This window comes from Ruegeria sp. J8, assembly GCF_056531925.1.
The window spans coordinates 349,307-361,703 of the sequence record NZ_JBQFMR010000003.1 but is presented as its reverse complement, the minus strand read 5'-3'; the positions used below and the strand labels follow the sequence as shown (position 1 = coordinate 361,703).

The following is a 12,397-nucleotide window of genomic DNA, read 5'->3' as shown; positions in this document are numbered from 1 at the left end:
CTGCCCTGAAAGGGAAAACACCATGCTGACCGGAACACGCATCATCGAAATCGAAGGACTCGGCCCCGCCCCTTTCGCCGCAATGCTTCTGGCCGATCTGGGCGCCGACGTCATCACCATCCACCGCAAAGGCGGCGCAGTAACGCCAGGTATGCCCGAACAATCGCTTTTGGATCGAGGCAAGCGATCCATTGCGCTGGACTTAAAGGACCCCAACGACCTGAGCACCGCCAAACGCCTGATTGCCACGGCCGATGCCCTGATCGAAGGCTTCCGCCCCGGTGTGATGGAGAAGCTGGGCCTCGGCCCCGCCCCGTGCCATGAGGCGAACCCGACGCTGGTCTATGGTCGCATGACCGGCTGGGGCCAGAACAGCCCTCTAGCGCAGGCGGCCGGACACGACCTGAACTACATCGCCCTGTCCGGCGCGCTCTGGTATGCATCCTCCCCCGGCGACGCACCGCAAACACCAGCCACCCTTGTGGGCGATATCGGCGGCGGCGCCATGTATCTGGTAGCGGGTCTTCTGGCCGGGCTGTTGAATGCGCAGAAAACCGGGCAAGGCACGGTCGTTGACGCCGCCATCTACGACGGCTCGGCCCATATGATGAACCTGCTCATGAGCTTGCGGCAGACCGGCAACCTGCATGACACGCGGGGGCAAAGCCTGCTGGACGGCCCACATTGGAGCCGCACATACGCGTGCTCGGACGCAGGATTCGTCACCGTCCAATGCCTGGAGCCCAAATTCTACGCCGAATTCTTGCGCAAACTGAACCTGTCTGACGACCCGGATTTCCAACAGCAATACAACAGGGAACTCTGGCCAATGCTCACCAATCGCCTGACCGACATTTTCGCCCAACACCCACGCGATCACTGGGCACACCTGTTCCATGGCTCCGATGCCTGCGTCGCCCCGGTCCTCAGTCCCGAACAAGCGCTCGACCATCCAATGAACCAAAGCCGCCAAACATGGACGGCGCAAGACGGCACGCTGCAAGCCATGGCCGCACCACGGTTTTCAACCCATGACTGGCGCCTTAGACCCAGCCCCAAACGCGGCGAACACAATGACGAAATCCGCGCCGAGATCGAAACACAGCCCGAATCCGCCCCTTCATCTGGCTAAAAATATCCCGGGGGATGAATTGGCCAAAGGCCAAGAAGGGGGCTGGCCCCCTTCCTCCCAACTTACCGCGAGCGCACCGTATCAATCATCAACTGAACATTCTCGGGATCCGCATCCGGCGTGATCCCATGTCCAAGGTTGAAAATATGCGGTCCCTTGGAAAACGCCTCTACGATCTTTCGCGTCTCATCCACCAAAGCCTGCCCACCCGTCACCATATGAGACGAGGCCAGATTGCCCTGCACGCAGCCATCCACTTGCACATTGGCCGCCGCCCAATCTGGCGCGACCGAGTTGTCCAGCGCCACACAATCCACGCCGGTGGCCTTGGCAAACCCAACATAGCCCTCTCCGGCCTCGCGCGGGAAACCGATGACCGGAATACCGGGATGGCGCTCCTTGATGGCCTGTGTGATCACTCGGCAGGACTCAACCGCATATTTCTGGAATGCCTCGCCCTTCAGTGACCCGGCCCAACTGTCAAATATCTTGACCACCTCGGCCCCGGCCTCGATCTGGGCCGAGAGATACTCGATCGTCGCCAGCGTGATCCGCTCGAGCACCGCCTCGAACAATGCCACATTCCCCTCGCGCAGCGCATGGGCCGGGCCTTGGTCCGGCGTGCCGCGCCCGGCGATCATATAGGTGGCCACCGTCCAGGGCGCGCCTGCAAAACCGATCAAAGTCGTCTCGGACGGCAATTCCCGCGACAGGATACGCACGGTTTCATAGACCGGCGACAAAGTCTCATGAATCGCATCCACGGGTTTCAACGCATCAAACTCGGCCTGCTGGGTGATGGTCGACAAGCGCGGCCCCTCACCGGTGACAAACCACAAATCCGCGCCCAGCGCCTGTGGCACTAGAAGAATATCGGCAAAAAGAATCGCCGCATCGAACCCATAGCGGCGGATCGGCTGCAACGTGACCTCGGCCGCCAGTTCGGGGTTATAGCACAGCGACAGGAAATCCCCCGCCTGCGCCCGCGTCGCGCGGTATTCGGGCAGGTACCGCCCGGCCTGACGCATCATCCAGATCGGCGGCACATCCTGCACTTCACCTGCCAATGCGCGCAGTATCTTCTTTGTCTCGGCCATCTTTGCCCCCAATCATCCGGTTTGCGCCACGGGTCGGCCCTCAGTGGCAATTTGTCAAGCTCTGCCCCCATTGTCAGGGCAATGTGACGCGATTAAAGCTTGCGCCATGACACTGACCCTGCCCTCCCCCGACTCACCGCTCAAGATCGGAACACGCGGATCGCCGCTGGCGCTGGCGCAAGCCCATGAGACCCGCCAAAGGCTGGGCACCGCATTTGATCTATCCGAAGAGGCGTTCGAGATCGTGGTGATCAAGACCACCGGCGACAACCGCGCCATGATCGACGCGGACCGCCCGTTGAAAGAGATCGGCAACAAGGGGCTGTTCACCAAGGAAATCGAAGAGGCAATGCTGCGCGGCGATATCGACATCGCGGTGCATTCCACCAAGGACATGCCGGTGGAACAGCCCGCAGGTCTGGTGCTGGACACGTTCCTTCCGCGCGAGGATGTGCGCGACGCCTTCATCTCGCCAAGTTTGAATTCAATTCACGACCTGCCGCAGGGTGCGACCGTCGGTACCTCGTCCCTGCGCCGCCGGGCCCAATTGCTGAACCGCCGCCCCGACCTGAATGTGGTTGAATTCCGAGGCAACGTGCAAACGCGACTGAAAAAACTGGCAGACGGCGTGGCTGATTGCACCTTTCTGGCCATGGCCGGCATCCGCCGCCTGAACATGGAGGACGTCCCCGCCACCGCCATCGCGCCCGAGGACATGCTGCCTGCCATCGCCCAAGGCACGATCGGTATCGAGCGTCGCAGCGACGATTCCCGCGCAGCGTGTATTCTTGAGGCGATCCACCACGCCGAAACCGGACAACGTCTGGCGGCCGAGCGCGCGCTGCTCGCGGCGTTGGACGGGTCCTGCGAAACGCCCATCGCGGGTCTGGCCGAACTACAAGGCGGCCAATTGCGCCTGCGCGGCGAGGTGCTGCGCCCCGATGGATCCGAGGCAATTGCCGAGGAGATCTCCGGCGCGGTGGAGGACGGGGCCGAAATGGGCCGCGCCATGGCAAGTACTCTGCTTCAAAGGGCTGGCCCTGGTTTCTTCGACTGGAAAAATTGAGAAAAAATAGCGGTATGTGATCTAGTTCACTGCCAGCGCGCAAAAATCCGCGCATATTGGGATCACACCGATTGAGAAGTTGAGTTGGTCTCGAATAAGTCGAAGTTTTTTGTAAGTCTGTCCATTTTAAGTGGTATTCGAGGGGGCGAGACGCAACCCTGATATCCGATCTGTTAGGGCCGTTGTCAGCGATGACAGCGGCCCGTTTCCTTTCCATTAACCTGCGCGAAGGATTACCTCGACCGCGTTTCGCACTGCATCACGGGTCAGCTCAAGATCGGCATCTTTTACGGCCAAAGACGGGTAGAGCTTACCCGGTGACTTGAAGACACCACTCGCCCTTAAACTGTTATTGTAGAGCGCGTTGCGCTGGGGGTCATCGTGACGGGCACTGCGATAATCACGGCAGGGGCTATCGGTGAAATAGATGTCGAAAAGGGTCTCATCCCCGCAGATCTGATGTGGGATCCCCGCGTCGGTCAGGGCATCTGTATGCATTTTCTGCAGGGCCGCACCGGTCACGCGCAGTTGGTCATAGACGCCGTCGCGCCGCAGTACCTCCATCGTTTTCAACCCCGCGACCGAGGCCACCGGGTTGCCTGATAGCGTGCCCAACTGCATCAGCCAGCCAGCCTCGCCCACCTGATCCTTGTCGAAATGCTTCATGATCTCGGTGCTGGCACCCAGCGCAGCCAGGGGGAAGCCGCCCCCGATGATCTTGCCCATGGTGCAGATATCAGGGGTGACGCCATATTTCTCCTGCGCGCCGCCGTAGGCTAGACGAAAACCGGTGACGATCTCATCGAAGATCAGCAGGACTTTGTGATTGTCACACAGGTCGCGCAGCCCTTGCAGATAGCCCGGCAGAGGCGGGATGATCCGTTGCAGCGGCTCGACCATGATAGCGGCGATGTCGTCATGTTCGCTCAGCAACGCCGCGACAGCGTCCAAATCGTTGAAGGGCGCGATCAGCATCTGCTCGGCCACGCCAGCCGGAATACCCGCGCTGTCGGGCACCGCTTGCGGGAAGTTGACCTGTCGGCTGGGGGCGAGGCTCATTTGCGCCTCGGCGCTCATGCCGTGATAGCCGCCCTCGAATTTCAAGATCTTGTCGCGCCCGGTATAAGCGCGGGCGAGGCGGATGGCGTACATATCGGCCTCACCACCCGAGGCCACGAACCGCACTTGTTCGCAACACGGTACGGCCTCGACAATGGCTTCGGCCAGTTCGATGCCTTTGGCGTTGTTGGCGAAGAAGGTCATGCCCTTGGGCAATTGTTCCAGCACCGCCTCCATCACCTCGGGGTGGCCATGGCCCAGCAGCATGGGGCCGGATCCGATCAGATAGTCGACATATTCATTGCCATCCTCATCCCAGACACGGCTGCCTTCGCCACGGGCGATGATGATACCCGGGTCGAAATTACCAAACCCCCCTGCGGGCAGAACAGCGTTGGCGCGGGCGATCCATTCGGATTGGGTGTTGATCTTGAGCATCTCAGGCGATCTCCAATATCGGGGAACCAAGGATTTCCAGGTCAGGCGTCACGCCCAGACCGGGGCCTTCGGGCGGGGCGATGCGACCGTCTTTGCGGCTGGGGGCATCCGGGCAGAGGCGCGGGCCCACGTATGAGGACAGATCGCAGGTGTTCATCAACGAGCCATGCGGGGTCGAAGCCGCGAAATGCAATGCGGCGGCGGTGACGATATCGGACCCCCATGTGCATTCGGCGCAGATCTCGGCCCCCAGATGCACGGTCAGATCGCGTGCGCGGCGCATGGCCGACAGCCCGCCAAACTTGGACAGTTTCAACGCCACCGCATCCATGCAGCCCAATTCATGCGCACGCAGCAGCGAGGCCAAATCATGGGCGTTTTCGTCGATCTTCATCGGCAGGCCGGTGGCTTGCCGGACGGCGGCGCAATCCTCCAGCGTTTTGCAGGGCTGCTCCAACATCACATCCAGATGCGCCACGGCGCGGCCCGTGCGTGTGGCCTGCAAGCGCGATGCGCCGCAGTTCCAGTCTCCGTAAACGATAGGCCCTGGCCCCACAGCCTCGCGCACTTTGGTCAGGCGTTCGGCATCGGCCTGCCAGTCGGCTTCAACCCCCAGCTTGACCTGAAACTGGCGAATACCGGTCTGATAGGCGGTCTGCGCGATGCGGGCCATCTCATCGGGGTCTATGCAGGTAATCGAGTGATAGAGCGGCATGTCCTTGCGCGTGCGCCCGCCCAGCAGCGCATAGACCGGCTGGCCTGTGGCCTGGCCGAATAGGTCCCATATGGCAAGATCGACGGCGGATTTTGCGTAGCTGTGGCCCTGTAGAAACCCGTCGAGCTTGCGCATCGGGGCATCGGCCCCGAAGGGCGACATTCCGAGGATTTCCGGGGCCATTTCGGTGATCGCCGCTGGGACGCCATCGGCATAAGCGGGCAGATAGTGGGGAATCGGGCAGACCTCGCCCCATCCTTTAAGGCCAGTATCGGTTTCAAGGCAAAGCACATGGGTTTTGACGGTGGCGCAGGTTTTGCCCTCGGCCATGTGGTAGGTTTCGTGGCTGGTGAGGTCGACGGACCAGAGGGTGATGGCGGTGATTTTCATTCAGGCCGTCCTTGGGGTGTTGATGTCGTGCAGTCTGAGGGGCCAGCCCCTCTCTTGGCCTTCGGCCACTTCACACCCCGAGATATTTCTAGCCAGATGAAGGGGCGGATCATCGCGGGGCCTCGTAGGTTGCGATTGGGAGACCGAGGGTATCTTCGTCGGGGTGGACGCCAAGGCCCGGGGTTTCGGGCAGGTGGAGATGTCCGTTATTGTTGCGGGGACCGCGACCGTTGGCGATGTCGACGGTGATCATATCCTGGCAGGCCCAGACGGCATGGCAGTTCTGATCTGGGATGGTGGCGGCCAAATGCAGGGCCTCGGTATCGGCAAGAACGGTGCCTCCGGTGGCCATGACGAACATGTCGATCCCGTGGGCCAGGGCGATATCGCGCATTCGGGCTGCCTTGGTCAGGCCGCCGACGCGGTTGAGCTTGATGCCAAAGACCTCGGCCAGCCCGTCGCGGGCGATGCGGGCGGCGTCTTGCAGAGTGACGAGGCTTTCGTCCACCGACACCGGCGACGCGTGGCGGGGTGCGATCGCAGCGATGTCATCGAGGGATTCGCAAGGCTGTTCGAAGATCACCTGCAAAGGCTCGCAGGCCTTCATCACGCGCAGCGCCTGTTGGCGAGTCCAGCCCCGGTTCACGTCATAAAGGACAATTTCGCCGGGGCGGCGGAAGCTTTCAACATCTTGAACGCGGGCTATGTCGCGTTCGACGTCTCCGCCGATTTTGACCGAATGGGCGATGTAACCACGGTCGCGGTAGCGGGTCATCACCTCGCGCGTTTCTTCAGCGGTTTTGGCACCGACGGACGAGGCAATCGGGCGCGGGGTACGGGACCCGCCGCCCATCAGGTCGGCAATTGGCAGGCCCGCAGCCTGCCCGGCAATATCCCAACAGGCCATGTCGATAGGGCTTTTGGCATAGAGATGGCCGGGGAGCGCCGTATCCATGGCGCGTTCCACATCCAACACGCGACGTGGATCGAGGCCCATAATAAAGGGGGCCATGGTTTCAATCCCGGCACGGATGCCTGGGCCGTGGGCGGGGACGTAGGTATGGCCCCAGGGCGTGCCCTCGCCCCAGCCGATCAAGCCAGTATCGGTTTCAATCTTCACCAGCGTTGCGTCCAGCGTTTCGAATTTCAAACGCCCGCCAGACAACCAATAGGGATGCTCAAGCGGCAGGTCGATTTGGTAGACGGTGATGGTTTTGATCTTCATAGAGTGTACTCCGCCACGGGCGCGCCGAGGCTTTTGAAATCCGGGGTGACACCCAAACCTGGCGCATCTGGCGCGTAGAGTTTGCCGTTTCGCGACACAGCCCCGCCGCATCCGGTCGAGCGGGTGTTGTAGTTCATCAGGTCTGTGGTGTTTTGCAGGTATTCCTCGGGCGTAGAGGCGGCAAAATGGGCGACGGTGGCAGTGGTGATTTCACCGCCCCATGTATCCTCGGCCACCACTGGAATACGGTTTTCAATCAGAAAATCGCGCACCCGCCGAGCCTTGCTGAGCCCGCCGAGATTGGAAAGCTTCAGGCAGCAGATCTCGGCCCCCTGATCCGCGACGATCCGCTGCGCCATGTGCATTCCGGTCAGGCATTCATCCAGCTTCATCGGCTGTTCGGCCACGCGGCGGACCTGCTGGCATTCCTCGTACGTTCTGCAGGGTTGTTCGAGGATAAAGTCCAGGTCGCGCGTCGCCCGAGCCACCCGGATCGCGTTATCCATGCGCCAGCCCTGATTGGCGTCGGCCATGGCGATCTCACCCGGTTGCAGCAAAGGGACCGTGGCCCTGATGCGGTCGATATCCGTGGTCCAATCTACGCCCACCTTGATTTGGAACTGACGGTAACCCTGATCGCGATAGGTGTTCATCTCTGCCACGGTCTCATCCACTGCCTTCTGAGGTGCCACCCGATACATCGGGGCACCGTCCGTCAGCTTGCCACCCAGCAACATCCAAACGGGCTGCGAGCAGGCCTGCCCCAGAATATCCCAGCACGCCGCATCAAACGACGCATTGGCATAGCCGTGCCCCTGCACCAGATGGTCCATCAACCGTTCGATCCGCCCAATCTGACGCGGGTCCTCACCCAGCAGAGATGGGGCCACCAAACGCGCCAGCGCGGGCACGCCTTGGGAATGCGCGACCATGTAGTTTTCGCCGCAAGGTGTGAACTCACCGCAACCCTGCAACCCAGCATCGGTGTCGATCACCACAATCGAGGCGATGGCCGTCTCAATCGCGTTGCCCGCACCCCAGACATAGGCCCCGCCGACATAGGGCAGCCCGGTCTGATAGATGCGGATGCGGGTGATTTTCATGCGGCGTCCATTCGGGGCAAGGCGTCCAGCCCTTCGCCGCGCCACAGCACGTAGGTCAGGATGGGGCTGTCGGTGGTTGTCATGGCGTGGCTTTGCCAACTGGTGTGCAGACGAGTTTGGTTGGGTGTTAGTTCGGCGTCATTGCCAGCGACGTGAAACCTCGCACGGCCGGCGGCGATGAGGTACAGTTCTTCGGCCTGATGGCTGTGCCAATCATAGGCTAATCCCTCACCCCAAAAAGCCACGTAACCCCGCAGCTTTGTCGAGTGGAAATGGCCCGTGGGACCGAACAGTTCATAATAGCCAAAACGGTTCAGGAAGTCGGCACCGACTTCGTCTTCAGTGTAAGTCAGCTTCCAATTGGCGAGATGCGCGGTTGCGCAGATCGCCTTCGTAAGGGCTTGGGTCGGCCCGGCATCGGACTGGATCGCCTGCACGAGAGGAACCGCCGGGATCGCGTTTGGCGACACGTCAACAGCGCACAGATCATCTGGCCAATCACCGAACGCAGCCAGATCAGGATGCGTTTGGTGCAGCTGTCGCGCGGCGTTCAGCACATCAATCAAAGTCATGGGATCACCACGATATTGCCCGTGTGCTGCTTGGCGATGAAAGCTGCTTGCGCCTCGCGCAGCTCCTCCAGAGGATAAGTCGCGGCAAGAGCCGGTTTGATCTCACCCGCCTCGATATATTTCACGAGGTTCTGCATGACCTGCGGGTCAATCACGGTCGAGCCGGTAAAGGTCAGGTCGCGCAGATAGAAGGTGCGCAAGTCGAACTCAACCATCGGGCCCGCGATGGCTCCGGAGCAAGTATAGCGTCCGCCGCGCTCGAGGATGTCGATCAGGGTCGGCCAATAGGGGCCGCCTACTACGTCGGCGACTACCGTGATTTTTTCACCACCCAGCGCGGCACGCAGGTTTTCTGGTGCGCGCGGCAGGATCATGTCAGGACCAAGCTCAGCGACGTCGGCATGTTTCGCCTCGGACGCCATTGCGACAACGCGCGCGCCACGCCGTTTGGCCAGTTGCACCAAGGCGCCGCCGACACCGCCCGAGGCTCCGGGCACCAGAACCGTGTCTTTGTCGTTGACGTTAGCGCGGGTCAGCATCCCTTCGGCGGTTGAGTAGGAGCAAGAAAACGTCGCCAGTTCCGCATCCGACAAATCAGAGGTAATCGGCACTGCATTCACGGCCAGAGTGGTGGCATATTCGGCAAACCCTCCGTCCCGTTCCGAGCCGTAGTAGCCGGTTTTGTCCTTGTTGCCGGGATCATCCGGGTCCCGTAACCAGCCATCGGTGATTACGCGCTGACCGATACGGGCGGGGTCGACACCTGCACCCACGGCTACGATATAGCCACAGATATCCGCCCCCTGGATGCGCGGGAAGGTGATCGGGTTGCCGCCCCAGGTGGGGTCTTCCTCACCCACCTCATCAAACGCGCCACCGGTTGTCGCGTCGGTGACTGTCTTGGAATACCAACCCGACCGCGTGTTGACGTCCGTGTTGTTCAGACCGCAGGCGGCGACCTTGATCAATACTTCATGAGCCGCAGGTTCGGGGCGAGGCCAGTCTGGGTGAAGCACCATCTGCTCGAGACCGCCATGGCCCATCGTGACCATGGCTTTCATTGTATCAGGCAGAGTCATTGTGCGGCCTCCAGTACGGCGTCGGTTCGCGGCAGCAGGCTTTGCGGATCATAGGCTGACTCACCCAATACGCGGGCCGCACGGGATTGACCGTGGATCACGACCTGCAATGCGGTGCCGGGCGTGGCGGCCTCGGGCTTGATGTAGGCAAAGGCGAGGATCTTGCCGACGGTATGCCCATAGACCACTGAAGCGGTCGAGCCGACCACGCGACCATTCAGCATCACTGCCTCACCGCCATGGCCGTCGATCTCACCATCCGGTTCGATTTCCAGATAGGCGCAAATCCACGGAAGGTCGGTGTTCAGGGTCATGTCCTTGCCCAGATACTCCTTGTCGGTGCGCGCAAAGCGCAGCACGTCCGCCTCGGCCAATGTGACTTCATTGGTTAGTTCACCCGCGCCTTTGAAGCCTTTCTCCATCCGCATCACGTTCATGGCAAAGCTGCCGTAGTCGGCGATGCCATGCGGCTCACCCGCACCCCAAAGTGCGTTGTAAACGTCGAGGCAAGCGGCGTTGGGCATGTGCAACTCCCAGCCCAGTTCCCCGGCATAGGACATGCGGAACGCCCAGACCTTGTGGCCTGCGATTGTGATTTCCTGCGCGGACAACCAGCGGAACCCGACATTGGTCAAATCGGCATCGGTGCAGCGCGCCAGTACGTCCCGCGATCGGGGACCGTTCAGCGACAAGGCTGACCAATCGGACGAGAGGGCGGTAATCTGAACATCCTCATCCGCCCGCTGTTGCGTCAGGTGATCCAGCAAGCGCTGTTCGAAGAACGCGGCGCATACCAGATAGAAGCGATCTTCAGCCATGCGGACAATCGTGGTCTCCAACTCGATCCGGCCCCGGCGGTTCAGCATATGGGTCAGCGTGATCGAGCCCACTTTTTGCGGCATCCGGTTGGCCGTCAGCCGATCCAGCAGGGCGTAGGCATCCGGCCCCGAAACCTCGACCTTAGTAAAGGCGGTGACATCCATGATGCCGACGCGTTCGCGCACCGCTTTGACCTCGGCCGCGACCATGTCGTCGGCGGGCGTGCGGCGGAAGGAATAATGGTCGCGCTGTTCAACCCCATCGCGGGCGAACCAGCGGGGGCGCTCGAACCCATAGACTTCCTCATGCACCGCGCCCTTGGATTTCAGCAATTCATACAGGGGCGATGGCTTGATCGGACGCCCTTCGAGACGGTTGAAATGCGGAAAGGGGATTTCGTGGCGCAGGCAGTAATCTTCCTCGGCCTTAATCACCTGCCAGTCCTTCGTGGCATAGCTGCCGAACCGGCGCGGATCGAACTCGCGCATAGAGATTTCGGCGGCCCCATGCACCATCCAGCGCGCCAACTCACGCGTCAGACCCGGCCCCCAACCAATGCCGATCTGCGTACCGCAGCAGCACCAGTAGTTCTGCACACCCGGCGCAGGCCCGATCAGCGGGTTGCCGTCCGGCGGGTGCGAGATCGCGCCGTGCACGTCACGCTGAATGCCCAGTTCGGCAAAGATCGGCATACGGTTCAGGCTTTCCTCAAGCCACGGCATCACCCGGTCGTAATCCGCGTCGAACAGCCAGTTCTCGTATTCCCACGGGCAATGATCATGCCAGACCGAGTTTGGGTTCTCTTTCTCGTAAATCCCGATCAGCCCGCGCTGTTGCTCCATCCGGATATAACCAGAGACCTTACGGTCGTCGCGGATCACCGGCAGTTCCTTGTCCAGATTCTGGAACTCGGGCACAGGCTCGGTCACGAAGTAATGGTGCGTCATCGAGGTCATCGGCAGTTGCAGCCCCGACCATTCACCCATCTGACGGGCGTAAGTGCCGCCTGCGTTCACCACATGCTCGCAGGTTATGGTGCCCAACTCGGTCTCAACTACCCACCCGCCATTCTCGGCCTGCGTGATGTTGGTAGCGCGGCAGTTGCGGAAGATGCGGACGCCTTTTTGGCGCGCGCCCGTCGCCATCGCCATGGTCACGTTGGTCGGGTCCACATGGCCGTCGTCGGGTGTATGCAGCGCGCCCAACACACCGTCGAGATTGTAGAACGGGTGCAACTCGGCCACCTTCTCGGGGCCCACGAGTTCGATGTTGAACCCCAGCGACCGCCCCACCGATAGGGTATGGCGCAGCCAGTCCATCTCATCCTCGGTATAGGCCAGGCGGAAGGAGCCGCAGCCATGCCATGTCACCGGTTGACCCGTTTCGGCCTCCAGCTGACCGGAATAGAGACCGATATTGTAGTCCACGCATTTGCCCAGCCCAAAGCTTGAGGTCGAATGCGTGATCTGGCCCGCCGCGTGCCACGTGCTGCCGCTGGTCAGCTCGGCCTTTTCCAGCAGGACGGTGTCATCGCCCCAGCCCTCATGCGCCAGATGATAGGCCAGACCGACCCCCATGACGCCGCCTCCAACAATGACCACGCGGGCGTGGGTGGGCAATTTCTTCTCGGACATGACATTTCCTCTTCCCGAGTCGCTTTTCTGCTCGACAGGCTAATTCCACATTTGTACCATCGTCAATC

Annotated in this window: 10 protein-coding genes; 2 read left to right on the top strand and 8 right to left on the bottom strand. The window is 61.2% G+C overall.

Features of this window, described 5'->3' with window-relative positions; genetic code table 11:
- Nucleotides 1-22: 22 nt before the first annotated feature.
- Nucleotides 23-1,132, top strand: coding sequence for a CaiB/BaiF CoA transferase family protein (locus ACR0L1_RS08405; protein WP_480858216.1), 1,110 nt, complete (start codon nucleotides 23-25; stop codon nucleotides 1,130-1,132).
- Nucleotides 1,133-1,194: 62 nt separating this feature from the next.
- On the opposite strand, the gene hemE is transcribed toward ACR0L1_RS08405, so the two are convergent.
- Entirely contained in the window at nucleotides 1,195-2,229 is a 1,035-nt protein-coding gene (gene hemE, locus ACR0L1_RS08400) for a uroporphyrinogen decarboxylase (RefSeq protein WP_480858214.1), read from the bottom strand.
- Nucleotides 2,230-2,335: 106 nt separating this feature from the next.
- Here hemE and hemC point away from each other — a divergent pair, with 106 nt between their 5' ends.
- Entirely contained in the window at nucleotides 2,336-3,295 is a 960-nt protein-coding gene (gene hemC / locus ACR0L1_RS08395) for a hydroxymethylbilane synthase (RefSeq protein ID WP_480858212.1), read from the top strand.
- 216 nt (nucleotides 3,296-3,511) lie between these two features.
- On the opposite strand, the gene ACR0L1_RS08390 is transcribed toward hemC, so the two are convergent.
- The 7 genes from ACR0L1_RS08390 to ACR0L1_RS08360 all read right to left on the bottom strand — a co-directional run bounded on the left by ACR0L1_RS08390 (nucleotide 3,512) and on the right by ACR0L1_RS08360 (nucleotide 12,329).
- On the bottom strand, nucleotides 3,512-4,792 hold the full coding sequence (locus ACR0L1_RS08390) for an aspartate aminotransferase family protein (RefSeq protein WP_480858210.1): 1,281 nt from the start codon (nucleotides 4,790-4,792) through the stop codon (nucleotides 3,512-3,514).
- Between the two features lies 1 nt (nucleotide 4,793).
- Nucleotides 4,794-5,897, bottom strand: coding sequence for a mandelate racemase/muconate lactonizing enzyme family protein (locus ACR0L1_RS08385; protein ID WP_480858208.1), 1,104 nt, complete (start codon nucleotides 5,895-5,897; stop codon nucleotides 4,794-4,796).
- Nucleotides 5,898-6,006: 109 nt separating this feature from the next.
- Nucleotides 6,007-7,122 carry a mandelate racemase/muconate lactonizing enzyme family protein gene (locus ACR0L1_RS08380; protein ID WP_480858206.1) on the bottom strand — a complete coding sequence of 372 codons (1,116 nt, stop codon included), beginning with the start codon at nucleotides 7,120-7,122 and terminating at the stop codon, nucleotides 6,007-6,009.
- Nucleotides 7,119-8,225 (bottom strand): mandelate racemase/muconate lactonizing enzyme family protein, encoded by a 1,107-nt coding sequence (locus tag ACR0L1_RS08375; protein ID WP_480858204.1) that lies wholly within the window; start codon nucleotides 8,223-8,225, stop codon nucleotides 7,119-7,121. Before ACR0L1_RS08375 ends, ACR0L1_RS08380 begins: the two co-directional genes overlap by 4 nt.
- Nucleotides 8,222-8,797, bottom strand: coding sequence for a dimethylsulfonioproprionate lyase family protein (locus tag ACR0L1_RS08370; RefSeq protein ID WP_480858202.1), 576 nt, complete (start codon nucleotides 8,795-8,797; stop codon nucleotides 8,222-8,224). The genes ACR0L1_RS08375 and ACR0L1_RS08370 overlap by 4 nt, the downstream gene beginning before the upstream one ends.
- Entirely contained in the window at nucleotides 8,794-9,876 is a 1,083-nt protein-coding gene (locus ACR0L1_RS08365; protein ID WP_480504421.1) for an alcohol dehydrogenase family protein, read from the bottom strand. Before ACR0L1_RS08365 ends, ACR0L1_RS08370 begins: the two co-directional genes overlap by 4 nt.
- Complete coding sequence (locus ACR0L1_RS08360) at nucleotides 9,873-12,329, bottom strand: FAD-dependent oxidoreductase (protein WP_480858200.1); 2,457 nt, start codon at nucleotides 12,327-12,329, stop codon at nucleotides 9,873-9,875. Before ACR0L1_RS08360 ends, ACR0L1_RS08365 begins: the two co-directional genes overlap by 4 nt.
- Between the last annotated feature and the right edge of the window lie 68 nt (nucleotides 12,330-12,397).